This is a genomic window from Rhodococcus sp. F64268 (genome assembly GCF_023015605.1).
Lineage (GTDB): Bacteria > Actinomycetota > Actinomycetes > Mycobacteriales > Mycobacteriaceae > Rhodococcus.
On sequence record NZ_JALKAI010000009.1, the window covers coordinates 104,743 to 129,417 of the forward strand.

A 24,675-nucleotide genomic window follows, 5' to 3' on the forward strand; every position below is an offset into this window, starting at 1 on the left:
CAGACGGTCAGCGAGTGAGAACCTGTCGGATCCGCCGACCTGCACTCTTCGGTGCCCGCTCCGGATCCATGAGCGCGTTCTCCGCGAGGGGACTGCCCTCCTGTCCAACCGTACCCGGTCCGAACGGACGCAGGGAACGGCCCGAACCCCGCAGGCGCTCGATCGCCGCGAGCAACGACCCCTCTTCCTCGACGGCCCGGTCCCAGGTCTGCGCATCGACATCGAGGTGCTCGCAGAGAAGCCTGCTGCGCAGGTCTGCCGCCGCGCGAGAGACCGGATCGCCCGCACCAGCGGCTTCGAGTGCAAGATCGCATTCGGTGTCGAAGCCCATGGACCGGTTGTTGAGGTTCGACGATCCGATCCGCACCAGGATGTCGTCCATGACGACGACCTTCGCGTGCACATAGATCGGCCTACCGGCCTCGGTCACCGGGTAGTAGGCCTCAAACCTGCCGTGGACGTCGGCGGCCCACAGCAGATGCAACAGGGAACGCCTGGCACCGTCCATCGCCTTCCGCTCGAGCCAACCCTCCGCATTGCGGGGTATCACGAGCACGATCTCGGGGCCATCGTCCTCACCCAGCCTCGCGGCGAGCGCTTCCGCGATGGTGCGGGACGCCAGATACTGACTTTCGAGGTACAGGCTGCTCCGGGTCTTCGCGATCACTGCGAGATAGAGCGCCTCGATCTCGTGGACGTCCTCACGGTCGCCGTACTCGGGCAGAGTTCTGGCGATCGACACGTCGATGTCGGTGACCGAAGGCGCGAGCCCGTCAGGCCAGAATGCGTCACGAGGACCGGCGGGGTCGAGATCCACCCCCGTTGCCGACTTCCATCGCGCACGCGCCTGGTCGCCGAGTGCGCGTGCGGCCGCGCCGTCCACCGCGGCAGTGACGTCGTGCCAGGGACCGTAGCGTCGCCCGTTCGGTTCACGTCGATATCGACTGCGGTCGGGGTGATCGGAGGTGTCCCACCGGTCGACGGTCATGTCGATGCCACCGCAGAATGCGAGTGCGTCGTCGATGACGATGATCTTCTGGTGATGGGCTGCACCGACCGGGTGCGCGCCATCCATTTCGAAATGCACGCGCGGGTCGGTGAGCCAGTCGAGGACGAACACCGGCGTCATGCCCCTGCCGATCGCCGCGAGTGCGCCGATGTTCCATTTGAGGAGGTGGATGTCGAGGTCGGGATTCTGCTTCGGGAGCCATTTCAGAAATGCGCCGAGCCGGTTCGGCCCGTCCAGCGTGCGACCGCCCGGTTCGAACTTGATCCGGGTATCGAAATCCCATCCGATCAACATGATGCGTTCACGCGCCTGCAACATCGCCGATTTCGCGTGACGAAAATAGTCTGCCGCCTCGACGATGAAGGTGAGCCGATCGGCATGCTCCGTCCTCCAGCATGTTTCCCCCGGCACCAGCACACGTTCGGCCATGAGCAGAGATGTTACGCCGGAAGACACCGGCGACAAATGCACGCGAACGAAATGCGACAGCGCCGTCGGCGTCCGCAGCAGCGGACACCGACGGCGCTGTTCGGCCTGGGCCGAAAAACTCAGTGCGCGTTGTTGTACTGCTCGATAATGTCGGCAGAGATCCGCCCACGTGCGGAGACCTGGAGATCGTTGTTTCGCGCCCATTCACGGATAGCAGCAGTTTGCTCGCGATCCGTTGTTCCCCGCGACGACTTGCTCGCCGCCGGTGCACTTTGTACGGCTTTGCTGCGCTTACGGCCGCCGACCTTACGGGCGTGCTGAATCCAGTACTCCAACTGTTCCCGCAACGCTGCCGCATTGTCTTCCGACAGATCGATCTCGTAGGTCACGCCGTCGAGTCCGAACTCTACCGACTCGTCTGCCGCCGATTCCTGGTCGACATCGTCGATAAGTGTGACGGTGACCTTCTTTGCCATGTGCTGGAAACCCTCTCCATCAAGAAATGCGCTTTCCCCCCACGGGACCAGACCACAATACCGCGCAATTAACGCATGTCTATACCGAAAGGTTTCGGGCCTATTCAGCGAGTGGTCGGGCGAACAATGGGGAAGAGGATAGTTTCCCTGATTCCCAGGCCGGTCAGCGCCATCAGCAACCGATCGATTCCCATCCCGGTTCCGGTGGTAGGCGGCATTCCCTGTTCCATAGCGGCGAGGAAATCCTCGTCGAGAGCCATTGCCTCGTCATCGCCCTCGGCCGCGAGACGTGCCTGATCCACGAACCGCTCACGCTGAATTACGGGATCGACGAGTTCCGAATATCCGGTGGCCAGCTCGAAACCGCGCACATAGAGGTCCCATTTTTCCGTGACTCCGCGCACAGTGCGGTGATCGCGGGTGAGCGGCGAGGTCTCGACCGGGAAATTGCGGACGAATGTGGGCTCGTTCAACTGGTCGCTGCACATGTGCTCCCACAGCTCTTCCACGAGCTTACCGTGCCCCCATCCCTTCCCTTCGGGAATTTCGAGCCCCACTTTGCCTGCCAGATCGGTCAATTCCGCGATCGTGGTGTCGGGTGTGACATCGGTTCCGATCGCCTGCGACAACGACGGGTACATCTCGAGGACTTTCCATTCCCCGCCGAAGTCGTATTCGGTGCCGTCCGCCAGAGTGACGACGTGGCTGCCGAACACAGCGAAGGCGACCTCCTGGATCATCTCACGAATCATCTTCGCGGAATCGTCGTACGTACCGTAGGCCTCGTAGGTCTCGAGCATCGCGAACTCCGGTGAATGCGTGGAGTCGGCACCCTCGTTACGGAAATTGCGGTTGATTTCGAAGACCTTGTCGATGCCGCCGACCACACAACGCTTCAGAAAAAGCTCGGGCGCGATACGCAGATACAGGTCGATGTCGAGGGCATTCGAATGCGTCACGAAGGGGCGCGCGGCAGCACCACCGTGCAGCGTCTGGAGCATCGGCGTCTCGACCTCGAGAAATCCGCGGCGCTCGAGCGCGTTTCGAACCTCACGCACGACCTCGACGCGCATCCGGGCGTTCTTGCGGGCCTCCGGGCGGACGATCAGGTCGACGTAACGCTGCCGAACCCGGGATTCCTCGTTCATCTCCTTGTGCGCGACAGGGAGCGGTCGCAGAGCCTTCGACGCCATCGACCACGAATCGGCCATGACGCTGAGTTCACCGCGCTTGGAGCTGATCACCTCACCGTGCACGAACACGAAGTCACCGAGATCGACGAGCGACTTCCACTCGGCGAGGGACTCCTCGCCCACGGCGGCGAGACTGACCATCACCTGCAGCTGGGTTCCGTCGCCTTCCTGCAGGGTGGCGAAGCACAGCTTGCCGGTGTTGCGCATGAAGATCACACGTCCGACCACACCGACCTGCACACCGGTCGCTGTGTCCGGTTCGAGATCGGGGTACTCGGCACGAATCTCCGCGAGCGTGTGCGTGCGCGGCACGACGACGGGATACGCATCCTTGCCTTCGGCCAGGAGTCGTTCGCGCTTGTCGCGGCGGACCCGGATCTGTTCGGGGGTATCGTCGGGCTGCTGAACGCTGGCATCACTCACGGGTAACCAGACTATCCGAGAGCGCCACGTCACAACGTCGCAGCCGCACAGTTCCTCAGTGCGCTGTGACGCGCTCCACGTCGGCGAGGATGTGATGGGCCTGCGTGACGGCCTGAACCATCCGGGCCTCCAGGATCGCGTGGTAGCCGCCCGCCATGTGGGAGACACGACGCAGGCCTCGCTCTTGCAGGCCCGCGACGAGGCGGTGTGAATCGGCGCCCTCGGCGGATACCAGGATCCACTCGACGTCCAGGTCGACGGCGACGGCCAGACGACCGGGATTCGCGGGGTCGAGTCGGGCCGTGACCAGCTCCTCGGAGATCGCGAGGGCGCCGGGCAGCGTGCCCTGAGCCTCGCGCTGAGCCGTGGTGCGGACATCGACGATCACTGCGCCGCGAGCAACGGCGGCAGCCAGTTCTGTGGGATAGGTTCGCTCGACGGCAAGCGGCAGAAGCGCAACCGGAACGGAGGGCGATGAAGAGAAGGACGAGACAAGCGCAGCGCGCATGAAAAAGCTCCCAGGAAGGTGTTATCGATCGAGGCGGACGTCAGCCTCGACAACACTCCTGGGCACACATGCGGCGGATCACGGGAGACATTCTTACACAGAATTGCGGCGCGCGGAAGCCTCGGCGGCCCCCCGCCTCGACGCACGCCGTTCCTGATTCCGCTCGTAGACCAACCTCAGACCTTCGAGGGTCAAGTCCGGTTCGTGATGCTCGAGCAGACGCGATTCCTCCATGATCAGCGGGGCGCTGTCGCCGGTGGCGATCACCACGACGTCGTCACCGCCGAATCCGGGGACCTCCGCGCACACTCGGCCGACGAGCCCGTCGACCATGCCGGCAAAGCCGAAAACCGCTCCTGATTGCATGCATTCGACGGTGTTCTTGCCGAGCACCGCCCGCGGCCGCACGAGTTCGACCATGCGCAAAGCCGCCGATTGCGACGCAAGTGCGTCCATCGAGATCTCCACCCCGGGCGCGATGCAACCACCGAGGAACTCGCCCTTCGCAGACACCACGTCGACGCAGGTCGACGTACCGAAATCGACGACGATGCAGGGGCCGCCGTAGAAATGATGGGCGGCAAGACTGTTGACGATCCGGTCGGCGCCGACCTCCTTCGGATTGTCGACGAGCAGCGGAACCCCCGTACGGACACCGGGTTCGACCACCACGTGGGGTACCCGATCCCAGTACCGGGCGAGCATCACCCTCAACTCTCGCAACACCGACGGGACCGTCGACAGCGCAACGACACCGGTGATCTGCTCCACGTGATCACCCAGCAATCCCCGGAACGCGAAAGCGAGTTCGTCCGCGGTCATCCGCGAATCGGTACGAATCCGCCAATCCCGCAGCAGTTTTGCGTGCGAACCGCTGCCGGTGAACAGGCCCAGAACGATGTCGGAATTCCGGACATCGACAGCCAGGAGCACCACTACACCATCGATGCGTCGAGAGTCGACAGCATCCGCGGGGTGATCAGACCGGACCCCTCGGGTGCGTGCGCGGGGTCGCTGCCCAGTTCGACCTGGCGGTTCTCCGCATCGACGAACACGACACGCGGCGCGTAATCCTTGCATTCCTGTTCGTTCATCACGCCGTAGGCAATGAGAATGACCAGGTCGCCGGGATTCACGAGATGCGCTGCAGCGCCGTTGATCCCGATGACACCGGATCCACGCTCGCCGGCGATGACGTACGTCTCGAGACGGTTGCCGTTGTCGATGTCGACGATGCACACCTGCTCACCTTCGAGCAGATCCGCCGCGTCCATCAGATCCTGGTCGACCGTCACCGAACCGACGTAATGCAGGTCGGCGTGCGTCACCGTTGCGCGGTGGATCTTCGACTTCATCATGGTGCGAAACATGTCGGTCCTCAGTTTCTTTCTTCTCGTCGTGAACTCGCGTCAGCGAGCGAGCAGGTCGTCTTCGGCATCGGGATCGACCGGGCCGGTCGCCCGTTCGAGGAAGCCTGTTCCGACCGCGACCCCCACGTTGTCGATCAAACGGGTGGAGCCCAGTCGTGCGGCCACGAGCAGCCGGCCGTCGCCTCGCTCGGGAGCTTCGCCAAGGTCGGCTCCGCGCAACTCCAGATAGTCCACCTCGATTGCAGGTGCGGAGGCCAGCACGTCGTGCGCCGCCGACAGGATCGCGTCGGCGCCACCGGCAGCGGCATGCGCGCCCGCGACGAGCGCCGCGGACAGGACGGTGGCGATCTCCCGCTGCTCGGCGTCGAGGTAGCGGTTGCGCGACGACAACGCGAGGCCGTCGGCTTCCCGGACCGTGGGCACACCGATGATCCGAACGTCGAAGTTCAGGTCGGTCACCATCTGGCGGATCAACGTGAGCTGCTGATAGTCCTTCTCGCCGAAGAACGCGCTGTTCGGTCCGACGATCTGCAGCAACTTCGCGACGACCGTGAGCATGCCAGCGAAATGCGTCGGGCGCGATCCGCCTTCGAGCTCGGCACCGAGCGGGCCCGGATGGATCATCGTACGACGCCCCGCCGGGTACATCGCGGCGACGGACGGGACGAACACGAGTTCCACTCCGGCTTCGCGCAGCAACTCGATGTCCGCGTCGACGGTGCGCGGGTAAGCGTCGAGATCTTCGTTCGCACCGAACTGCAATGGATTGACGAAGATCGACACCACCACGACCGCGCCGGTCAGCTTGGCCTGCCGCACGAGTTCGAGGTGCCCGGTGTGGAGTGCACCCATCGTCGGTACGAGGGCCACGGTACGACCGACGCCGCGCAACGCCTTCGTGACCTTGGTCAAGGCAGCCGGGTCGTGGTGCACGGTCAGTTCGCCGCGCACGTATCCGCGCTGTTCCGTTTCACTCACTGTGATCAGCCCCTTCGAGGATTTCCATCAGTTCCGGCTTCGAACCGGTGCGCTGCGCAGATCTCAACGACAGAGCGCGGTATCCGGCGGCGATCTGCGGATCGACGTCCTCGAGCACACGCAAGTGTGTGGCCACCGCGTCAGCGTCGCCGCGTGCCACCGGGCCGGTCAGGGCCGCCGGACCGCGCCGCAGGACGTTGTCGAGCGCCGCGGTGAGCAGCGGCGCTATGACACGCTCGGCGACTCCACCGGGCTCGGCATCGACGAGTTGCTGGCCGAGGAGTTCGTCCCCTGCAAGTGCGGTCCGCAGGGCTTCGACAGCGTCGGATACCAGTGTGACCAGGTGATTGCTGCCGTGAGCGAGAGCCGCGTGGTAGAGCGGGCGCATCGCCTCGGACACCCGGACCGGTTCGCCGCCGATCTCGATGACGAGCGCCTGCGCAATCGCGTAACCGACCTCGTCGGCGGCGGTGATCCCGAAACACGTCGACGACAGACGTGCTGTGTCCTCGTCGTGACCGGTGAAGGTCATCGCGGGATGGATCGCGAGTGGAGTTGCGCCTACTCGGGTCAGCGGCGCGAGGATCTCGATGCCGTGGGCACCGGAACAGTGCACGACCAACGTGCCACGGCGCACGACTCCGGTGGCTGCGAGGCCGGCAACCAATCCGGCGAGCTCCGAATCAGGCACTGCCAGCAGGAGCAGATCGCATCTGCCCGCGACTTCGTCGACAGGCAGGATCTGAGACTCCGGCAGACGCGTGTGGGCGCGATGTTTGGACACTTCGGACACCGCCGAACATGCAACGACGACGTGTCCGGCACGTTCGAGCGCCGCTCCCAGTGCGGTTCCGACACGCCCTGCGGAGACGATGCCCACGGACAGCCGGGCAGGGGCGGGCGCGTTTGTGATCCCGAAGGAAGTCACGGGGGTCCTCTCGTTCGTTCCAGTCCCGCGCAGCGGGTACCAGACGTTCTGCACGACAATAGCGCGCGGCCTTTGTGACAGGCCATGGAGAAGCGGCGTGATCTATACCTCACCGGAGAGGCCGGCGAGCGCGGTTCTCAGCGATCCGACGACAGGTTCGCCAGGATTTCAGCGACGGACCGACCCTGTACGTGGCTGCCGGACGCCTCCGCATCACGGCGACGACGAGCCCGCCGCCCCGCCGGTACACCCGGCGTGTCCGACTTCGCGGCCGCGGCTTCGGCGTCATCGGATTCGGCGTCGACCGCTCGCTCCGCATCCGACTGTTCGGCACCGGACGTCACGATCTCGGTTTCCGCCGTCAACGGTTCGTCGTCGGGCGATGCAAATGCCGGACCGGAGGGGCTCGGAGCGTTCACCCGGGGCGCGCTGTCGAGTTCGCGGACGGACTCGCCCTCCAGCGCAAGACCGTCATCGGGGAGCTTCCCGTCGAACAAGGCTTCGAGGCTGCGGCGCAGCGCCGCGAGTTCGGTTCGCAGTGCGGTCATTTCGTCGGCGTCGATCCGGAGCTCGGACCGGACCTTCTCCTCGACCCCCAACTCGTATTCGCGGCGTGCCGAGATCTCGCGGTCGAGTTGCAACTCGTACACGGTCTTGAGGTCTTCCGCCTTGGCCCTGTCGAGCGCCGATTCCCGGCGGTATTTGGTCATTGCAATGGCCCCGACGACCGCGCACCACAACGCGACGACCACGGCGATTCGTAGCATCTGAACGCTGTCGCTGAACACGAGCAACAACGAGGCGACCATCGCGAGCGCAAGAAGCCCGGCAACGATGACCGAGCCGGAACTACGCCACGGCCGCCGATCCTTACTGCCTCGCGCCCGGAACACCATGATTGCCAGGGTACTGGCCGACGCTCGGCCGGGCCTGAGATCATCGCGACACGCAGTCGAATCGCGACGATCGGCCCACGGGGCCGACCGCACCCTCAGGTCGCGGGCTCGGACGGCTCGTCCGGATCCTCGGGTGTGCGGCAACAATGTTCGAGCCACAATGCTGCCGCGACGAGCGCCACACCCGCGATCGCACCGACGATCACGCCCGACGTGTCTTCGGACGCGGCCTGCACCGTGCCTCGCTGCGGCAGGAGATACAGCAGAAAGCCCGCCCACACGCCGGCACTCGCCGCTCCGACGAGTGCAGACGCCTTGGCCAGCGCCACCGAGCGTGCCGCGGTGATGGGGTGCAACTGGCGAGGTCCGTCGCCGAGCTGATGGTTGTTCACCCGCGAGCGGATCATGAATGCAAGCACCATTTCGAGGGCAGCCACCGGATACAGCGATGCACCGGCATACACCGGGATCGGCGGCAACGAACCGTACATGGTGCGGATCAGCAACCACGCAACAACCGCGGCGAGCAGCCCGAGAGCCAGCAGGTCGCGGATTCGTGTCGCTTTCATCATCGGCGATCCCCGGGATCGTCCTCCGCGCCCGGCGCATGATCGACCAGCACCAGGTCGGTGCGGTGCACGCCGACCCGTTCGGCCTCGTCGAGGTCCGAGAGCCAGTCCGAGATCGGTCGGGTGTGCCCATTCGCGGCGAGACTCGCAGCCGGTTCGACGTCGAGCCACGGAACCAGGACGAAGGCACGCTCGTGTGCGCGAGGATGCGGCAGCAACAACTCGGGGTCGTCACTGCGCACCTCCCCCGCATCGGTTCGGCAGACGACGACATCGACGTCGAGACTTCGAGGGCCCCAATGCTGCACTCTGACGCGATCCGCAGCAGCTTCGAGTTCACGTCCCAGAGTCAGCCAGTCGTACTCGCCGAAACTGTCGTCCTCGGCGACCACGACGGCGTTGAGGAAATCCTGCTGCTCGACACCACCCCACGGCGCAGTGGAGTACACACTCGACACCGCGCATACTCGCGGCCCGAGGGCGTCGACAACGGTTTTCAGATACGCGAGCCGGTCTCCGAGATTGGAGCCGATCGACAGCACCGCGCGACTCATTCGGTGCCCCGGACCCGATCGACCACCACCGCCACATCGGTGAACGTCAGGGGGATCGGCGCCGACGGCTTGTGCACGGTCACCTCCACCCGCGACACCCGGCCATCAGCCAGGACGCTGTCCGCGATCCGGCCGGCCACTGTCTCGATGAGGTCGTGCGCAGGGCCGCCGACGATCGCGGCGGCCCGCTCGGCGAGTCCCCCGTAATCGAGGGTGTCGACGAGATCATCGCTGGCTCCGGCCGGAGCCAGGTCCAGCCACGCGACGATGTCGATGAAGAAGTCCTGCCCGTCACGCTTCTCGTGATCGAACACCCCGTGGTTGCCACGAACCTTCAGCCCGCGCAGTTCGATGCGATCACCCACCGCGTACACCTTCCGCACTGCCTCGTTGCCATGCCCGAACGACGGCGAGCGCATCGCGACTCGCCTGCACATCGTGTACTCGCACACCCCACGCACCGTGTGTCGCAGCGAGGGCCGAAACCACCGCTGTCGCGACCTCCCGCCCATCCGGCGAGCGCACGGTCCCGTCGGGTGCGGCGAGCAGAGACCCCAGGAATCGTTTGCGCGACGCACCGATCAGCACCGGGAGTCCGAGTTCGGTCAGCTCGGGCAGTCGATGAAGGAGTTCCCAGTTGTGATCGGGGTTCTTCACGAATCCCAGACCGGGATCGAGGACGAGGTTCTCGCGCGCGACTCCCGCCGCGAGTGCGGCATCGACCTGGGTGAGGAGTTCGTCGCGAACCTCGCGCACCACATCGTCGTAGTGGGTGCTTCCCCCTGCGTGAACGAACTCGCCGGTGGGTCGCCAGTGCATCAGGATCCACGGGACTCCCGCCGACGCCACGACAGACGCCATGTTCGGATCCGCCCGGCCTCCCGATACGTCGTTGACGATCGTCACCCCGGCGTCGATGGCGACAGCGGCAACGGACGCGCGCATGGTGTCGACGCTGGTGGCGATCCCGGCCGCAGCCAGCGCCTCGATGACAGGCGCGACGCGTGCGGCCTCGATCTCGGGATCGACCCGGGCCGCGCCAGGACGGGTCGATTCGCCGCCGACGTCGACGATGTCGACTCCGAGTTCGCGGAGCTCGAATCCGCGGGCGATCGCGGTGTCACGATCGAGATAGCGTCCTCCGTCGGAGAAGGAGTCGCTGGTGACGTTGAGTACGCCCATCACGATGGGCCGCTGTGCGTCCCGCATGAGGGGCCACTGTGTGTCCGTAGGGATGCTCACCGGCGCAGGATGAGATCCAGGGCTTCTGCGCGAGACGCCGAACTCGTCTGGAACAACCCGCGCACCGCGGATGTCGTGGTGCTCGCTCCCGGTTTCCGGATACCGCGCATCGCCATGCACAGGTGCTCGGCTTCGACGACGACGATGGCGCCGCGCGGCTCGAGCTTGCGCACGAGTGCGTCGGCGATCTGACTCGTCAGACGTTCCTGCACCTGCGGTCGCTTCGCGTAGAGGTCGACGAGGCGGGCGAGTTTCGACAGTCCTGTCACGCGCCCCGTGGACCCGGGGATGTAGCCGACGTGGGCGACACCGTGAAACGAGACGAGGTGGTGCTCACACGTCGAGTACATCGGAATGTCGCGCACCATGACGAGTTCCTGGTGGCCTTCGTCGAAGGTGGTGTTGAGTACCTCGTCGGGAACGGTGAACAGTCCGCTGAACACCTCGCGGTAGGCCCGTGCGACACGAGCCGGAGTGTCGCGCAGCCCTTCGCGTTCGGGGTCCTCGCCGACCGCAATGAGCAGTTCCCGCACGGCTGCTTCGGCCCGGGCCTGATCGAAGGGCCGACCCGACGACAGACTCAACGACTCAGTGTCGTCATGGTTGCCCGAGGCAGGACTCGCCTCCGTATTGAGGTGATTCACCGACACCCGACGTCCTCCACTTTCTGGATGTGATCTGGGAACTACGCTGTTTCCGCGCAAGCTCAGCGGTGGCCTGCCGGCCCGTCCCACGGTTGCGTGGGGGGAGGCTCGGGAGGTGTCCGGCCGTCGTCGTCGCGCTGCGAGCCGGTGTCGCCGCCTGCGCCGCTCACGCCGTCCGCGTTGCCCTGCTGTGTCCAGTCGGGGTAGCCCCGCTGATAGACGCCGCCGGACTGGTCCTGCGGCTGGTTCGGCCGATCCTGCGGCGGCCATCCGGGTGCCGACCAACCCGCGGGAGCACCGTAATCGGGGCGGGTCGCGTGCCGGGGGCCGCCCGTGTACTGGTCGGCAGCCGGCGGGAAGCCCGGCATGGGTTCCGACGCAGGTGCCGGTTGCGGAGCCTGGTAGCCGTTGCTCTGGCCGGACGGCTGCTGCGCCGGCGGCTGCTGCGCCGGAGCGGGCGCCTGCGGAGCCTGTCCTGCAGACGGCTGTCCGAACATCTGCTGGGTCGGAGCAGGACCGGTGGACTGAGGCGCCTGACCTGCGGGCTGCTGCGGCTGTTGGTACTGCTGCTGCGGTGGCGGGAACTGCTGCGGTTGCTGCGGCACCTGCGGCTGTTCCTGCGGCGCGGGCTTGGTCAGCGACGGCGGCTCCGGCGGCCACGGCTCGCCGCGTTCCTTGGCGAGTTCGCCGGGAGTCTTGATCGGCGGCTTGTCCGACGGCACACGATCACCGAAATCGTTGAATGTCGTGATTCGGGGACGTTTCTCGACCGTAGCGAGAATCCGTTCGAGGTCCTTGCGGGTGAGCGTCTCGTGCTCGAGCAGTTCACCTGCAATGAGGTCGAGTGCGTCGCGATACTGGTTGAGAATCGACCAGGCTTCCGTGTGCGCAGCCTCGATCAGGTTGCGCACCTCCTCGTCGATCTCCCGTGCGATCTCGTGCGAGTAGTCGGACTGCACGCCCATGGACCTACCGAGGAACGGATCGCCCTGTTCCTGACCGTAGCGAACAGCTCCGAGCTTCGCACTCATGCCGTACTCGGTGACCATCGCGCGGGCGATCTTGGTTGCTTGATCGATATCGGATGACGCACCGGTGGTGGGCTCGCGGAACACCAGTTCTTCCGCGGCTCGACCACCCATCGCCATGACGAGCCGCGCGATCATCTCCGAGCGTGTCATCAGGCCCTTGTCGTCCTCGGGCACTGTCATCGCGTGCCCGCCGGTACGGCCACGAGCAAGGATCGTGACCTTGTAGACCGGTTCGATATCGGGCATCGCCCACGCTGCGAGTGTGTGCCCGCCTTCGTGGTAGGCGGTGATCTTCTTCTCGTGCTCGCTGATGATCCGGCTCTTGCGACGGGGGCCGCCGATCACGCGGTCGACGGATTCTTCGAGGATCGCCTCGGTGATGACGGTGCCGTTCTCACGGGCGGTCAGCAGTGCAGCCTCGTTGACGACGTTCGCGAGATCCGCGCCGGACATACCCACGGTGCGCTTCGCGAGGCCTTCGAGGTCGGCATGCTGGTCGATCGGCTTGCCCTTGGAATGCACCTGGAGGATCGCGCGACGCCCGGCCAGATCGGGATTGCTGACGGGGATCTGCCGGTCGAAACGACCGGGACGCAGCAGGGCGGGATCGAGGATGTCGGGGCGGTTCGTGGCCGCGATGAGGATGATGCCCTGGCGGTCGCCGAAGCCGTCCATCTCCACCAGCAACTGGTTGAGTGTCTGCTCACGCTCGTCGTGCCCGCCGCCGAGTCCTGCGCCGCGCTGACGGCCGACCGCGTCGATCTCGTCCACGAAGATGATGCATGGCGAATTCTGCTTGGCCTGCTCGAAGAGGTCGCGTACGCGCGAGGCGCCGACACCGACGAACATCTCGACGAAGTCGGAGCCGGAGATCGTGAAGAACGGGACTCCCGCCTCACCTGCGACCGCGCGGGCGAGCAGGGTCTTGCCGGTGCCGGGAGGTCCGTACAGAAGTACGCCCTTCGGGATCTTCGCGCCCAATGCCTGGTAACGAGCGGGGTTCTGCAGGAAGTCCTTGATTTCGTAGAGCTCTTCGACGGCTTCGTTCGCGCCTGCGACGTCGGCGAAGGTCGTCTTCGGCATGTCCTTGGACAGCTGCTTGGCCTTCGACTTGCCGAAGCCCATCATGCCGCCACGGCCGCCACCTTGCATCCTGCTCATCACGAAGATGAACACACCGAGCAGGATGATCATCGGCAACACGAACAGAAGAATCGACGTCAGCCAGCTCTCCTGGGTGACCTGTGTGTCGAATGATTCGGCATCGGATGCAGCGACCTTGTCGAAGACCTGTTCGGACGCCGAGGCCGGGTACTTCGCGAGGATCTCCGTCGAGCCTTCGGTCGAGTCGTTACCGCTGTCGAGCCACAACCTGACCTGCTGCTCACGGTCGTCGATCTGCGCTTGCTTGACGTTGCCTGCGTCGAGCTGCGCGATCGCGACGGACGTATCGACCTTTGTGAAGCCGCGCGTGTCGTCGCCGAAGTAACTGAAGGCGTAGATGACCAACAGGATGCCGAGGACTATCCCCAGATTACGAAACACTGTCTTGCGGTTCATACAGGTTCGGCCGGGCCGGCCGGTCCTTTCGATAGTGGCGTCAGCAATGTGGTCGTTGTGGCGCTTCCCAGACCCGTGACCAATCGGGCACCGCAAGGTTACCGCGTGGCGCTGCCAGGACGCCCCTGCGTGGTCGGCCTACTATGTCAACGCGCGCGATCATGCCGGGGTTCCCTGCCTTTCCAGCTGTGCGTTGTTCCGTATCCGATGCGACGCCATATGGGAAAATCGAGCAATGGACACGCGGGATCCGGACCCGGTTTCCGAGACGGCCGCTTCCGACATCACGATTCGTGATGCCACGCGAGTTTCCGAAAGGACACGACCCGCGGAGACCACCCGTGCGGCCGACTCCGTGCCGATCGATCTCACCGCGACAGCGCAAACACTCCCGGACATGCTGGACTCCGGCGACCCCATCACGCTCGACGACGTGGAGGCCGGGCAACGCATCGACGACTTCGACCTGCTCACGGCCCTCGGAACGGGCGCATTCGGACGCGTGTTCCTCGCCCGGCAGCAGTCGATGCAACGTCTCGTCGCGGTGAAAGTGTCGCGGAACAGCGGAAACGAGGCACAGACCCTCGCCCAGCTCGACCATGACTACATAGTGCGGGTCTTCGACCAGCGAATTCTGCCCGATCACGGACTGCGTCTGCTGTACATGCAGTACATGCCCGGCGGAACTCTGTTGCGCGTGCTGCACAAGGTGCGACAGACACCTCCCGAGCAGCGGTCCGGTCGCCTGCTGCTCGACTCTGTCGATGAAGCACTCCAGGCCAAGGGCGAGATCAGACCGTCCGAATCACCCGTTCGAGAGCGTCTCGCGGACCTGACGTGGCCCGAGACCGTGGCATGGCTGGGTCGACGTCTCGCCGAGGCACTCCACTACGCCGAGAGCCGCGGCGTGCTGCACCGCGACATCAAGCCGGCGAACGTGCTGCTCACCGCCGAAGGGGTGCCCAAGCTGGCCGATTTCAACATCAGCTTCGCCGAATCGGTGGACGACAGCTCACCGGTCGCCTATCTCGGCGGTTCGCTCGCGTACATGTCGCCCGAACAACTCGAGGCGTGCCACCCCCATCGGCCCCGCAGTGCCGCCGATCTCGACACCCGCAGCGACATCTACGCACTCGGCGTGATGCTGTGGGAGTTGCTCACCGGAAGCAGGCCCGGCGCCGACCACGTCGCGGAAACACCCACGGTGGACGCGCTCGACGCGATGCTGCGCACCCGGCGCGCGCCTCCGCACGGCGACGCTCTCACCGCGTTGCCCAGCGATTGCCCGCAGACCCTCCGTCGGGTGCTCACACGATGCCTCGCACCCGAGCCCGCCGACCGGTGGGCGTCGGGCGCCGAACTCGCGCAGCAGTTCGACCTGTGCCTCGACGCGCGCGCCCGTGAACTCGTGGACCCACCACCCGAGAGCTGGCGGGCGCGGTTGCGCCGGCCGGTCGTCCCGTTGATGATCGCGGCGATCGGTCTCCCCAATGTGCTGGGAGCGCTCTACAACTATCAGCACAATCGGAATCTGATCGTCGGACAGTTGTCGCCGGACGCGCAGCTCCAGTTCCAGACCATCGCGCTGATCATCAACGCCACCGTGTTTCCTCTCGGCGCCCTGGTCATCGTCTACCTCGCGCGGAGGCTGATCACCGTGCCCCGGGGATTGCGCCGCGGACGGCAGTACGACGCCGCCGAACTCGCGCGGGCCCGGCATGACGCCCTGCTCATCGCTGATCGCATCACCGCGGTGGTGATGATCCTGTGGGTCCTGTCGGGGATTCTGTTTCCGGTGATCATGGAGTCCGTGTCGGGAGCGCTCGACAGCAGGGCGATCACCCATTTCGTCACGTCGATCGTCGTGTGCGGAACGATCGCAGTGGCGTACCCGTTCTTCTTCGTCTCGTTCTACATGGTGCGGTCGATCTACCCGGCGTTCCTCCCCCACGGCGCGACCGACACCACCGATGCCCGCGAACTCGAAGGCCTGCACCGTCGCAGCATTCGGTATCTCGCCGTCGCGGCGGCAGTGCCCCTCGTCGCAGTCGCTGGGTCGACATTCCTCACGGTCGACGAGATCGCCCAGATCCAGCCCGCGGTGCGTGTGCTTTCCGTGGGCAGTATCGGCGCATTCGTGTTCGTGTACTGGCTGTTCCGGCTCATGGAGCAGGATCTGGAGGCGCTGCAACGGTCGGTCGCGGTCCGTCCGGACCACCGCTCCTCATTGCAGTAGCCTCACTCAGCTCTCGTTGCTGTACACCTTCGGATCGAGAGTGCCGATGTACGGCAGGTCGCGGTACCGCTCGTCGTAGTCCAGTCCGTAGCCCACCACGAACTCGTTGGGGATGTCGAAGCCGACATCCGCGACCTCGACGTCGATCTTGCAGGCGTCAGGCTTACGCAGCAGCGTGACGACCTCGAGCGAAGCAGGGTTACGGGTCTTGAGGTTGCGGAGCAGCCACGACAGGGTCAGTCCCGAATCGATGATGTCCTCGACGATCAGCACATGGCGGCCGGCGATGTCCTTGTCGAGGTCCTTGAGGATGCGCACCACGCCGGAGGACGACGTCGACGAACCGTACGAACTGACGGCCATGAACTCCATCTGCGTCGGGATCGGCAACGCGCGAGCGAAGTCGGTCATGAAGAAGATCGCGCCCTTGAGCACGCCGATGAGAAGCAGATCGCCTTCGGGTGCACCCGGCGGATACCGTTCGGCGATCGACTCTGCCAGTTCTGCAGTGCGCTTCTCGATCTCTTCCTGCGAGATCAGCACCGACGCAATATCGCCTTCGTACACCGGGTCCTACCTACCTTCCGTCAGTCGTCCGCACACCGTTGCTGGTCGACGAACTCGAGGATCAGCCTGCCACGCCGTCGTGCCACCACCAACCTGCTCCCCCGTCCGGGACCGCGGCCGACGGCCACCGGTCCCTGCCCGCGCCATCCTCTCACCAGGGCGTCCACTGCGCGGAGGGTCCGGTCGGGCGGTGACGAGACTCCCATTTCGATCAACCACGCCCGCACCGCACGACGCCCGACCGCCGGTGGCGCCGACGCGAGCGTCGCGGTATCGAGTTGCTGCTCTCCTGCTGAGGCGCCCGGTTGTCCGAGGGCGTCGGAAAGCACGCTCGCCGCGGCCGCGTCCAGAGCTTCACCGTCTTCGCGCAACTGCGCCGCGGTTCGCGCGAGGGCCGCAGCGACTCCACCACCGAGAGCGTCCTCCAGCAGGGGCAGAACCTCGCTCCGCAGCCGCACGCGCGTGAACCGTGGGTCCGAGTTGTGCGGATCCTCGTACGGGTCGTAGCCGAGTTCCTGACACGCCAGGCGAGTGGTGTCGCGCCGAACGCCGAGTAGAGGGCGCCCCCACGGGTCGTCGAACGACGCCATTCCACGGATCGACCGCAGACCCGAGCCGCGACCGAGGCCGAGCAGAACGGTTTCGGCCTGATCGTCGAGAGTGTGTCCGAGTAGCACAGGATTGCCACACCGCGCGTCGTCGAGAGCCCCGTATCGCGCGCGGCGGGCGGCGGCTTCGAGTCCGCCGGGACCGGCCACATCGACCGCTCGTAGCTGCGCAGACGCACATCCGACCGACTCCGCGAACTCGACAGCTCGTGCGGCGACCACGTCGGATCCGGCCTGCAATCGGTGATCCACCACTACTGCGTGCACCGCATGAGCCTCGGCGACGGCGGCGGCGGTCAGGGCCGCCGAGTCGGCACCACCGGAAAGCCCGACGACGACGGTGGTCACGTTGTGCTCGGTGAGCCACGCGCGCACTGCCAATCGGATCTCGTGGATCGCAGGGGTCGAGGGGAGCAGGGGTGGCGATACCGCAGCCATCGTCAGCCCAGCACTCGCGCGATCCAGGCTTCCGGCTTGTCGATCTCGCCGAGTGTCGGCAATGCGTCCGGCCCGGACCAGACCACGTTGAACCGCTCCATCCCCACCTTCTCCACGACGGCGTCGACGAACCTCTTGCCGTGGACGTACTGCGCGATCTTCGCGTCCATCCCGAGCAGGATGCGGATGACGCGGTGGATCGGATTGCTGCTGCGTCGCCGCCGGCTGTCGAACGCGCGACGGATGCGGACCACCGAGGGAACCACCGACGGGCCGACCGCGTCCATGACATGGTCCGCGTGCCCCTCGAGCAGGGTGCCCAGCGCGAGCATCCGGTCGAGGCTTTCGCGTTGCGGTTCGGCCTGCAGCGCACGCATCAGGCCGAGTATGCCTCGCTGCGACATCGGTTTGCCTTCAGGTTCGCGCAGGTCACGGACTGCCGACGCGAGGCGCCGCGCGATGTCGCCGATCGGCTCGTCGACGGCTGCCGAGAGTTCCCCGGCGGCGGCGCGCATGAGATCGGCCATCCAGGGTGCCTCCGCGAACTGCACCCTGTGGGTCACCTCGTGCAGGCACACCCACAGCCGGAAGTCTGCCGTCGGAACCTTCAGTGCCCGTTCGACGGCGACAACATTCGGGGTGACCAGCAGCAGCGTCCTGGAGAACGGGTCGTACTGTCCGAGCACCGCCGAGGACAGATAGGCGAGCATCGCACCGGCCTGTGCTCCTGCGGGCTTCGCGGCCCACGAGCGGTTCTCCCCTTCGCCGACCAGTTCGGACATCGAAGCAGCAGCCGCGTGGACCCACCCCGGGCGGTCGACGACGAGCGCAGGCCGCGGCGCAGCACCGCCGACGAGGCCGGTCAGATCCCGGACCGGCGCCTCGGCCCGATCCGACGCGGACGCGAGTTCAGCGGCCGCGGTGTCGTAGGTGTAGCGCGACATCGCAGGCGCCGGCCGCGCCAGCCGCGCGCCGACTCCCGCCGCGAACGACCAGTCGATCGCATCGCCGAGTGCGCGGTCGGCGCCACTCATCGGCATCCGCATTGTCGGAGGACCGCGGCCACCGCATCGAGCGCGGGCCTGGCCTCGCCGGGGGAACGATCGTTGGACAGCAACGCGAACGAGAGCACCCGACCGTCGACGTCGACGACATAACCCGAAAGTCCACTCACCAGATTCAGTGTGCCCGTCTTGGCTCGAACCCACCCGGCTCCGGCGCGATTCGTCGCACCGTAGCGATCAGCGAGGGTGCCGGTGCCCCCAGCGACAGGCAGGTAGTCGAGTATGGGCCGCAGTTCCTCGCGGTCCGGTGCTGCGGCGGCCGCCATGATCGAGTCGAGCAGACCGGCAGGGATCCGGTCGTCGATCGAAAGGCCGCTGAGGTCGACAAGCGTCACCCCGGAGGTGTCGAAGCCCGCGCCCTGCAGCACACGCAGGACGGCGCCGGTGGCATCGGAGAAGGAAGCCCCGGCCCCGGCCTCCATGGCGACCTCGCGACCGATTGCCTCGGCGAGCACATTGTCGGATCGGCTCACCATCTGGCCGAGCCGGTCGCGCAGCGGTGCCGATTGCACCGATGCCATGGGAGTCGCACCGGGTGGGGCGGACGCGAGGGCCACTGTCGCGGGATCTGCGCCGAGTGCAGTGGCAAGTGCCCGTCCTGCGTCCAGGGCGGGTGTGGCGCTGCGCGGCGATTCGTCTTCGAGCGGGTCGGATCGCCCGCCGTCGAGCATCACCGGCTCGATCGGGGCAACGAAGCCCGCGGGGACGTCCTCGGGGAACCATCCGGGTGCGAGGAGCTCGCCGCTGTACGCACCGGTGTCGACGAGCACGGTGTCGACCACACTTCCGGAACGTGTGATCTGGTCGGCGAGGTCGGCGATGCGCGGAGCGCCCGGATAGAAGCCGTCCTGACCGGCGGGCTGCGCTGTCAGCGTCGGGTCTCCCCCGGCGACCAGCACGATCTCGCCCGGCCGGGATCCGGACACCACCTTCGTCGTGATCCGATGGTCGCTCGGCAGGGCGATCAGGGCCGCTGCTGCCGTGAGCAGTTTCGTGGTGGACGCCGGTGTCATCGGACGGTCGGGCTCGTGTGACCAGAGCACCGTGCCCGTCGCGGCGTCGGTGACCGATCCGGTGAATGCGCCGAGTCCCGGGTTCGCCACGGCGGCGCCGAGCGCGGCGGAGAGCCCGGAGGGGCTGGGTGCGGGGGCGGAGTCGGTGACAGCTGCGACCTGCGGCGCAGCAATGACGGGCGCGGGGGCGGGGACCACCGCGGCAGATGCAGTGCTGCGGACGTCGTACACCGCGAACGCGCCACCGACCACCAGTGCCAGGAATCCCACGATCCAGATACCGAGCAGGATCCGGAAGCTCCGGCGTCTGCGGGTCTCGAGTCCGCCCTGCTTCTTGCTCTTGCCTTGCCCCGCCAACGCGCCTCCGCTGTGTCCAACACACTCGCGCCCTCGGTGGTCGCGTGGTGGTCCGGTACCTGCACCTACAGCGTAGCGTCGGGGCGGTTATCCTCACTGCGGACCATCGCCGCAGATACGGACGTCGTATCGACTGGCAAACATCGACGAAGTGAGGCAAGGCGTGGAGTTCGAGGTCACCATCGAGATCCCCAAGGGGCAGCGCAACAAGTACGAGGTCGATCACGAGACCGGCCGCGTCAAGCTCGACCGCTACCTCTACACCTCCTTCGGTTACCCCGCCGACTACGGCTACATCGAGAACACTCTCGGTGAGGACGGCGATCCGCTCGACTGCCTGGTGCTGCTCCCCGAGTCCGTGTACCCCGGCGTGATCGTCGATGCACGCCCGGTCGGCATGTTCAAGATGGTCGATGAGGCCGGCGGAGACGACAAGGTCCTGGCCGTTCCGGCCGGTGACCCGCGCTGGGATCACATCCAGGACATCAGCGATGTGCCGCAGTTCGAGCTCGACGCAATCAAGCACTTCTTCGTGCATTACAAGGATCTCGAGCCGGGCAAGCATGTCGAAGCTGCCGATTGGGCGGGCCGGGCCGACGCCGAGGCCGAGGTCACCGCGTCGATCGCGCGCTTGAAGGACAACGGCGGACACTGAGTACGTAGGACGACGGCAGACACCGCGTCCCCTGAAGGCGACATCTCCCGGCCGATAACGAAATCGGCCGGGAGATGTCGTCTTTCTGCAGGTTGCTTCCTAACGCCCCTTGAACTCCGGCGTGCGCTTCTGCATCACGGCCGCGATCGCTTCGGTGAGGTCTTCGGACGGCAGGAACGCCGAGTTCCAGGCCGCGACATAGCGAAGACTGTCGTCGACCTGCGCGGACCGCGTGTGGTCGAGGACGTCCTTGATGCCGTGGACCACGAGCGGGGGGTTGGCCGCGATCTCGGCGGCGCTCGCGTGCGCTGCGGCGAGTGTTGCCGCGGCGTCGTCGAAGACGTCGTTCACGAGGCCGATCTTCTCGGCACGTGCCGCGTCGATGTCCTTGCCGGTCAGCGCGAGTTCACGTAGGTGCCCGTCACCGATGATCCGGGGAAGGCGCGCGAGGCTACCCACGTCGGCGACCATACCGACCTTGACCTCACGGACGCTGAATTGGGCGTCGGCGCTGGCGTAGCGGATGTCGGCCGCCGCGATGAGGTCGACGCCGCCGCCGATGCACCATCCCGAGATTGCAGCGACGACGGGCTTACGGCAGTCGGCGACGGCCGTGATGGCACCCTGCATGCGCTTGACCATGGCGTGGAAATCGGTGCGGGGCTTCGCCTGCGCTTTGTCGGCCAGCACCGGCCCGAGCTCACCGGCCATGCCCGGAAGGTCGAGGCCGTACGAGAAGTGCTTGCCGGAGCCGGTGAGCACGACGGCGCGAACCTCGGGGTCGGTGTCGAGTTGCGCGAAGATCTGCGGCAGTTCCGACCAGAAATCCGGTCCCATCGCGTTGCCTTTGCCCGGGCCGATGAGCGTGACCTGGGCTACGTGTTCGGTGCGCTCGACGGTGAACGCCTTCCAACTGGATGAATCAGTCATTACTCGAGAGTAATATTTGAGCGCGTAAAGCGCACCGAGCTTCCGATCACGTCGATCCTTCTGGATCCGGTCACAGCAGTCACCGGTTTTCATAGGGTGGCATCATGCCCAGGCCTCTGCACCCGAATGCTGCCCGAGTCGCCGACACCCTCATCGCCCGAGGACATCACGGCCTGATCACCACGCAGTCGACTCCGGTGCGCACCGCCGAACAGGCAGCAGCTGCAGTGCGGGTCGACGTCGGAGCCATCGTCGAGTCCCTCGTACTCCTTCTCGACGAGGAGCCGATACTGGTTCTCGTCTCGGGCGCGCACCGGGTCTCACTCGAGCGGGCCGGCGCCAGACTGGCCGGCACCCTCACTCCCGCCCCCGACGACCTGATCACCGAGGTCACTGGGCAGCCACCGGGCGGCGTGGCACCGCTCGGGCACCCCACCAATCTGCCGACCTACGTCGACAGCGCGTTGGCGGGATACCCCGAGCTGTGGGCATCGGGAGGGAGCCTGGACACCCTCTTCCGCACCTCGTACACCGAGCTCCTACGGATCACCGCGGGCGTCGACCTCGAGGTCGACTGATCGCGACGTGCAGGAGGTCAGGATGCGAGGGCAGCACGACCGTCCGAGCGACCAGTGGCACGCCCCCTACCTGCCGCGAACCTGCGACCCAACTCCACCGACGACGGTGCGATCTCGATGAGTCCGCGAGACTCGAGCCACGGCAGGGTTCCGTCGACGATGTTGTCGACCGTGACGCCGCCGGCCACCGGGATCAAGGTGACACCGTCGGCGACCTTCACGGCATGAATATCCGCGATCAGGCCGGCCAGCCCGGTCGGAGTACCGACATAGGACAGGCCCGCCGCTCCCCCACCTGCCCGGCGCCACGCATCCTGAGCACGGCGACGAGCCACCCGCGCTTCGAGGTCGACGATCACTTCGAGGTCGACCAGCACTGTGAGGGTGTCGGGGTCGCGGCCTTCCGCCGAGGCATCGGCTCGTGCCCGATCGCGCATCTTGCGTGCTTCCCGTAGATCTGCGGCGCGCACCCGCACGACGGTGCGCGGAGCAGCACTGAGGTCGAGCGGCCCACCACCGTCACGATCAACGGTGAGATCGGCCCACACGTCGGACCCTGACCCCTCTACGAATTCGACTGCGACACGCAGTGATTCGGTCGACGATGTACTACTGTAGGACATGAGAATTCCTCTCGATATGCCGAACTCGGCATCGAAAAAAGCGGGAACGGGAACCTCGTCAGTCCGAACAGATGCAGGAGGCCGTGCGGCACAGGTCGACGTGGCGTCGGCACCACTGGGCCGCTGCCTGCGCCGAACTCCACACTGCCATGAGAAAACCCTACTGATCTCGTGGGGAATTGTCGATCTCTGCGGCGATCGTCAGACGCACTCCGCCGCACCGTCGCCCGACTGCGTGAGGCCGGTCCGGGTCTCCGGCGACGGACTCCAGGCCCCGTCGGCCTTGGCATACGACCACTGCGGCCCATTCGCCACCAGCTGCCGAAGCGCCGCGAGCAGACGATCGACGTCCGCCGAGGAACTACCCAATCCCAGCGATGCACGCACCGCACCACCGGGAAGGCCGACGCGAGCGAGCAACGGGTGGGCGCAGAACCGCCCGTCACGAACACCGATGCCGTGTTCGGCCGAGAGGTATGCGGCTATCTCACCGGGCTCGAAACCGTCGATACCGAAGGTCACGATCCCGACGCAGTCTGCCGAATCATCCCACAGCCTAAGGATTTCCACGCCGTAAATATCGCGCAGGCCATCGACGAGCTGTGCGCACAACAGCTCTTCGTGACGCGCAGCTGCCTCGGCGTCGTGCGACGCGAGGGTGTCGCACGCGGCAGCGATCGCCGCGACCCCCAGCACGTTCGGGGACCCGGCTTCGTGCCGGGCAGGGGCGCACGCCCACTCGGTGCGGTCGAGGGCCACCTCACGCACCGCTCCACCACCGGCGAGGTACGGCTCCGCGACATCGAGCCAGTCGCGACGTCCGACGAGCACCCCGGCACCGAACGGTGCGTAGAGCTTGTGGCCCGAGAACGCGAGATAGTCGACGCCGAGCTCGGCGAGGTCGACGCGGCGATGCGGAACCAGCTGGGCACCGTCGACGAAAATCCGTGCGCCGCACGCGTGGGCGAGGTCGGCGAGTTCGGCAATCGGAAGCACCTCGCCGGTCACATTGGAGGCTCCCGTGATGGCAAGCAGTGCCGTCGGCGCACGCTCGAGCTCGACGGCGATCCGCCACACGGTCTCCGAGACCGAATCTGCGGCTTCCACCACACGAGTGTTCTTCCACGGCAACAAGTTCGCGTGATGTTCGATGTCGAGGACCACGACGTCACCGGGGACCGCACCGGCCAGCAGGTTGATCGAATCCGTGGTGTTTCGGGTGAAGACCACGACCTGGTCCTCGTCGGCCCCGACGAACCGGGAAACCGACTCACGCGACTCCTCGTAGCTCGTGGTGCTGATGCGCGAGGCATAACCCGCACCACGGTGCACGCTGGCGTAGAACGGCAACAGTTCGGCGATCCGGTCCGTCACACTCGCCAGAGCCGGCGCGCTCGCCGCATAGTCGAAGTTCGCGTAGGTGCAGGTTCCGCCCTGCACCAGAGGAACCTGCACGTCACAGCCCGACACGCGAGCAAAGGGAGCGATACAGGTGGAGGTGGCAACAGTCATGACGAATTTCCCTCATCGATCAGGGACCCGTCGGTGATCGCCACGACGATGGTGAATCGTTCGCCGGCGGAGTCCGCGCTTGCTGCGTCCGGGTTCGGTACGTCAGCCAGGTCGTCACCCGGAGCACCCCACCGCGGCGGAGGGTTGCCGACCAGCGAGCCGGGGCTTGACGCTGGTACTCATGACCTGCCGAAGACAATGACACCGGGCACACCGGGTGTCAAGTCGGCACCCCGCCGGGGCCTTCCGCACGGTCTCCGGCAGAAAGTGAATTTCTCCTTCTG

26 protein-coding genes and 1 riboswitch are annotated in these 24,675 nt (G+C 66.1%); of the genes, 3 read left to right on the forward strand and 23 right to left on the reverse strand.

Going from position 1 to position 24,675, the window contains the following annotated elements:
- Nucleotides 1-7: 7 nt before the first annotated feature.
- The 15 genes from MWU77_RS19940 to ftsH form a co-directional block, all read right to left on the reverse strand.
- Nucleotides 8-1,438 (reverse strand): phospholipase D-like domain-containing protein, encoded by a 1,431-nt coding sequence (locus MWU77_RS19940; protein ID WP_169688049.1) that lies wholly within the window; start codon nucleotides 1,436-1,438, stop codon nucleotides 8-10.
- Between the two features lie 119 nt (nucleotides 1,439-1,557).
- Nucleotides 1,558-1,914 (reverse strand): Lsr2 family protein, encoded by a 357-nt coding sequence (locus MWU77_RS19945; protein WP_169688048.1) that lies wholly within the window; start codon nucleotides 1,912-1,914, stop codon nucleotides 1,558-1,560.
- A 104-nt stretch (nucleotides 1,915-2,018) separates the two neighbouring features.
- A complete protein-coding gene (lysS, locus tag MWU77_RS19950; RefSeq protein WP_169688047.1) occupies nucleotides 2,019-3,530 on the reverse strand; it encodes a lysine--tRNA ligase in 1,512 nt (503 codons plus the stop codon).
- Between the two features lie 55 nt (nucleotides 3,531-3,585).
- Complete coding sequence (locus MWU77_RS19955; protein WP_169688046.1) at nucleotides 3,586-4,038, reverse strand: rhodanese-like domain-containing protein; 453 nt, start codon at nucleotides 4,036-4,038, stop codon at nucleotides 3,586-3,588.
- A gap of 93 nt (nucleotides 4,039-4,131) precedes the next feature.
- On the reverse strand, nucleotides 4,132-4,971 hold the full coding sequence (locus MWU77_RS19960; protein WP_169688435.1) for a type III pantothenate kinase: 840 nt from the start codon (nucleotides 4,969-4,971) through the stop codon (nucleotides 4,132-4,134).
- Between the two features lie 2 nt (nucleotides 4,972-4,973).
- On the reverse strand, nucleotides 4,974-5,408 hold the full coding sequence (panD, locus tag MWU77_RS19965; protein ID WP_054718669.1) for an aspartate 1-decarboxylase: 435 nt from the start codon (nucleotides 5,406-5,408) through the stop codon (nucleotides 4,974-4,976).
- Between the two features lie 39 nt (nucleotides 5,409-5,447).
- Complete coding sequence (gene panC, locus MWU77_RS19970; RefSeq protein ID WP_247274586.1) at nucleotides 5,448-6,386, reverse strand: pantoate--beta-alanine ligase; 939 nt, start codon at nucleotides 6,384-6,386, stop codon at nucleotides 5,448-5,450.
- Complete coding sequence (locus MWU77_RS19975; RefSeq protein ID WP_247274587.1) at nucleotides 6,379-7,314, reverse strand: Rossmann-like and DUF2520 domain-containing protein; 936 nt, start codon at nucleotides 7,312-7,314, stop codon at nucleotides 6,379-6,381. The genes panC and MWU77_RS19975 overlap by 8 nt, the downstream gene beginning before the upstream one ends.
- A gap of 137 nt (nucleotides 7,315-7,451) precedes the next feature.
- Nucleotides 7,452-8,210, reverse strand: a complete 759-nt coding sequence (locus MWU77_RS19980) for a DUF6779 domain-containing protein (RefSeq protein ID WP_247274588.1) — start codon at nucleotides 8,208-8,210, stop codon at nucleotides 7,452-7,454.
- A 95-nt stretch (nucleotides 8,211-8,305) separates the two neighbouring features.
- Nucleotides 8,306-8,782: a DUF3180 domain-containing protein gene (locus MWU77_RS19985; protein WP_169688042.1), complete on the reverse strand. Its 477-nt coding sequence runs from the start codon at nucleotides 8,780-8,782 to the stop codon at nucleotides 8,306-8,308.
- The gene (folK, locus tag MWU77_RS19990; protein WP_247274589.1) at nucleotides 8,779-9,333 is read right to left on the reverse strand and encodes a 2-amino-4-hydroxy-6-hydroxymethyldihydropteridine diphosphokinase; all 555 of its coding nucleotides are present in this window, start codon (nucleotides 9,331-9,333) and stop codon (nucleotides 8,779-8,781) included. The genes MWU77_RS19985 and folK overlap by 4 nt, the downstream gene beginning before the upstream one ends.
- Nucleotides 9,330-9,698 (reverse strand): dihydroneopterin aldolase, encoded by a 369-nt coding sequence (folB, locus tag MWU77_RS19995; RefSeq protein ID WP_169688040.1) that lies wholly within the window; start codon nucleotides 9,696-9,698, stop codon nucleotides 9,330-9,332. Before folB ends, folK begins: the two co-directional genes overlap by 4 nt.
- Nucleotides 9,691-10,542 carry a dihydropteroate synthase gene (gene folP / locus MWU77_RS20000; protein WP_169688434.1) on the reverse strand — a complete coding sequence of 284 codons (852 nt, stop codon included), beginning with the start codon at nucleotides 10,540-10,542 and terminating at the stop codon, nucleotides 9,691-9,693. The genes folB and folP overlap by 8 nt, the downstream gene beginning before the upstream one ends.
- 29 nt (nucleotides 10,543-10,571) lie before the next feature.
- Nucleotides 10,572-11,225: a GTP cyclohydrolase I FolE gene (folE, locus tag MWU77_RS20005; RefSeq protein WP_169688039.1), complete on the reverse strand. Its 654-nt coding sequence runs from the start codon at nucleotides 11,223-11,225 to the stop codon at nucleotides 10,572-10,574.
- 56 nt (nucleotides 11,226-11,281) lie between these two features.
- A complete protein-coding gene (gene ftsH, locus MWU77_RS20010) occupies nucleotides 11,282-13,810 on the reverse strand; it encodes an ATP-dependent zinc metalloprotease FtsH (protein WP_247274590.1) in 2,529 nt (842 codons plus the stop codon).
- Between the two features lie 235 nt (nucleotides 13,811-14,045).
- Here ftsH and MWU77_RS20015 point away from each other — a divergent pair, with 235 nt between their 5' ends.
- The gene (locus tag MWU77_RS20015) at nucleotides 14,046-16,046 is read left to right on the forward strand and encodes a serine/threonine-protein kinase (protein ID WP_247274591.1); all 2,001 of its coding nucleotides are present in this window, start codon (nucleotides 14,046-14,048) and stop codon (nucleotides 16,044-16,046) included.
- Nucleotides 16,047-16,052: 6 nt separating this feature from the next.
- Here the strand turns inward: MWU77_RS20015 and hpt are convergent, their stop codons facing one another.
- From hpt to dacB, 4 genes are read right to left on the reverse strand one after another with little or no spacing between them, the layout of a single operon-like run.
- Nucleotides 16,053-16,613, reverse strand: coding sequence for a hypoxanthine phosphoribosyltransferase (gene hpt, locus MWU77_RS20020; protein ID WP_169688036.1), 561 nt, complete (start codon nucleotides 16,611-16,613; stop codon nucleotides 16,053-16,055).
- Nucleotides 16,614-16,633: 20 nt separating this feature from the next.
- Nucleotides 16,634-17,659: a tRNA lysidine(34) synthetase TilS gene (gene tilS / locus MWU77_RS20025; RefSeq protein ID WP_247274592.1), complete on the reverse strand. Its 1,026-nt coding sequence runs from the start codon at nucleotides 17,657-17,659 to the stop codon at nucleotides 16,634-16,636.
- A gap of 2 nt (nucleotides 17,660-17,661) precedes the next feature.
- Complete coding sequence (locus MWU77_RS20030) at nucleotides 17,662-18,693, reverse strand: zinc-dependent metalloprotease (protein ID WP_374229928.1); 1,032 nt, start codon at nucleotides 18,691-18,693, stop codon at nucleotides 17,662-17,664.
- The gene (gene dacB / locus MWU77_RS20035) at nucleotides 18,690-20,093 is read right to left on the reverse strand and encodes a D-alanyl-D-alanine carboxypeptidase/D-alanyl-D-alanine-endopeptidase (protein WP_247274593.1); all 1,404 of its coding nucleotides are present in this window, start codon (nucleotides 20,091-20,093) and stop codon (nucleotides 18,690-18,692) included. Before dacB ends, MWU77_RS20030 begins: the two co-directional genes overlap by 4 nt.
- Before the next feature lie 163 nt (nucleotides 20,094-20,256).
- On the opposite strand from dacB, the gene MWU77_RS20040 reads away from it, so the two are divergent.
- On the forward strand, nucleotides 20,257-20,748 hold the full coding sequence (locus tag MWU77_RS20040; RefSeq protein ID WP_169688433.1) for an inorganic diphosphatase: 492 nt from the start codon (nucleotides 20,257-20,259) through the stop codon (nucleotides 20,746-20,748).
- 99 nt (nucleotides 20,749-20,847) lie between these two features.
- Here the strand turns inward: MWU77_RS20040 and MWU77_RS20045 are convergent, their stop codons facing one another.
- On the reverse strand, nucleotides 20,848-21,678 hold the full coding sequence (locus MWU77_RS20045) for a crotonase/enoyl-CoA hydratase family protein (RefSeq protein ID WP_169688032.1): 831 nt from the start codon (nucleotides 21,676-21,678) through the stop codon (nucleotides 20,848-20,850).
- Between the two features lie 104 nt (nucleotides 21,679-21,782).
- Between MWU77_RS20045 and MWU77_RS20050 the strand changes: the two genes are divergently transcribed.
- Nucleotides 21,783-22,256, forward strand: coding sequence for a YbaK/EbsC family protein (locus tag MWU77_RS20050; protein ID WP_169688031.1), 474 nt, complete (start codon nucleotides 21,783-21,785; stop codon nucleotides 22,254-22,256).
- 17 nt (nucleotides 22,257-22,273) lie between these two features.
- Here MWU77_RS20050 and MWU77_RS20055 read toward each other — a convergent pair whose 3' ends face one another.
- Genes MWU77_RS20055 through MWU77_RS20060 form a run of 3 tightly spaced genes read right to left on the reverse strand, consistent with a single transcriptional unit; the run spans nucleotide 22,274 to nucleotide 24,391 of the window.
- Entirely contained in the window at nucleotides 22,274-22,879 is a 606-nt protein-coding gene (locus MWU77_RS20055; RefSeq protein WP_169688030.1) for an LLM class flavin-dependent oxidoreductase, read from the reverse strand.
- 58 nt (nucleotides 22,880-22,937) lie between these two features.
- Nucleotides 22,938-23,030 carry a putative leader peptide gene (locus MWU77_RS25155; RefSeq protein WP_374229930.1) on the reverse strand — a complete coding sequence of 31 codons (93 nt, stop codon included), beginning with the start codon at nucleotides 23,028-23,030 and terminating at the stop codon, nucleotides 22,938-22,940.
- A 50-nt stretch (nucleotides 23,031-23,080) separates the two neighbouring features.
- A complete protein-coding gene (locus tag MWU77_RS20060) occupies nucleotides 23,081-24,391 on the reverse strand; it encodes an aminotransferase class V-fold PLP-dependent enzyme (RefSeq protein WP_169688029.1) in 1,311 nt (436 codons plus the stop codon).
- Nucleotides 24,392-24,461: 70 nt separating this feature from the next.
- A riboswitch (SAM riboswitch) is annotated at nucleotides 24,462-24,578 on the reverse strand.
- Nucleotides 24,579-24,675 lie beyond the last annotated feature (97 nt).

Coding starts and splice junctions, on each gene's coding strand:
- MWU77_RS19940 (WP_169688049.1), bottom strand. CDS start 1,438: ATGGCCGAACGTGTGCTGGTGCCGGGGGAAACATGCTGGAGGACGGAG.
- MWU77_RS19945 (WP_169688048.1), bottom strand. CDS start 1,914: ATGGCAAAGAAGGTCACCGTCACACTTATCGACGATGTCGACCAGGAA.
- MWU77_RS19955 (WP_169688046.1), bottom strand. CDS start 4,038: ATGCGCGCTGCGCTTGTCTCGTCCTTCTCTTCATCGCCCTCCGTTCCG.
- panD (WP_054718669.1), bottom strand. CDS start 5,408: ATGTTTCGCACCATGATGAAGTCGAAGATCCACCGCGCAACGGTGACG.
- MWU77_RS19980 (WP_247274588.1), bottom strand. CDS start 8,210: ATGGTGTTCCGGGCGCGAGGCAGTAAGGATCGGCGGCCGTGGCGTAGT.
- MWU77_RS19985 (WP_169688042.1), bottom strand. CDS start 8,782: ATGATGAAAGCGACACGAATCCGCGACCTGCTGGCTCTCGGGCTGCTC.
- folK (WP_247274589.1), bottom strand. CDS start 9,333: ATGAGTCGCGCGGTGCTGTCGATCGGCTCCAATCTCGGAGACCGGCTC.
- folP (WP_169688434.1), bottom strand. CDS start 10,542: ATGCGGGACGCACAGCGGCCCATCGTGATGGGCGTACTCAACGTCACC.
- ftsH (WP_247274590.1), bottom strand. CDS start 13,810: ATGAACCGCAAGACAGTGTTTCGTAATCTGGGGATAGTCCTCGGCATC.
- MWU77_RS20015 (WP_247274591.1), top strand. CDS start 14,046: ATGGACACGCGGGATCCGGACCCGGTTTCCGAGACGGCCGCTTCCGAC.
- tilS (WP_247274592.1), bottom strand. CDS start 17,659: ATGGCTGCGGTATCGCCACCCCTGCTCCCCTCGACCCCTGCGATCCAC.
- MWU77_RS20030 (WP_374229928.1), bottom strand. CDS start 18,693: ATGAGTGGCGCCGACCGCGCACTCGGCGATGCGATCGACTGGTCGTTC.
- MWU77_RS20045 (WP_169688032.1), bottom strand. CDS start 21,678: ATGACTGATTCATCCAGTTGGAAGGCGTTCACCGTCGAGCGCACCGAA.
- MWU77_RS20050 (WP_169688031.1), top strand. CDS start 21,783: ATGCCCAGGCCTCTGCACCCGAATGCTGCCCGAGTCGCCGACACCCTC.
- MWU77_RS20055 (WP_169688030.1), bottom strand. CDS start 22,879: ATGTCCTACAGTAGTACATCGTCGACCGAATCACTGCGTGTCGCAGTC.
- MWU77_RS25155 (WP_374229930.1), bottom strand. CDS start 23,030: ATGGCAGTGTGGAGTTCGGCGCAGGCAGCGGCCCAGTGGTGCCGACGC.
- MWU77_RS20060 (WP_169688029.1), bottom strand. CDS start 24,391: ATGACTGTTGCCACCTCCACCTGTATCGCTCCCTTTGCTCGCGTGTCG.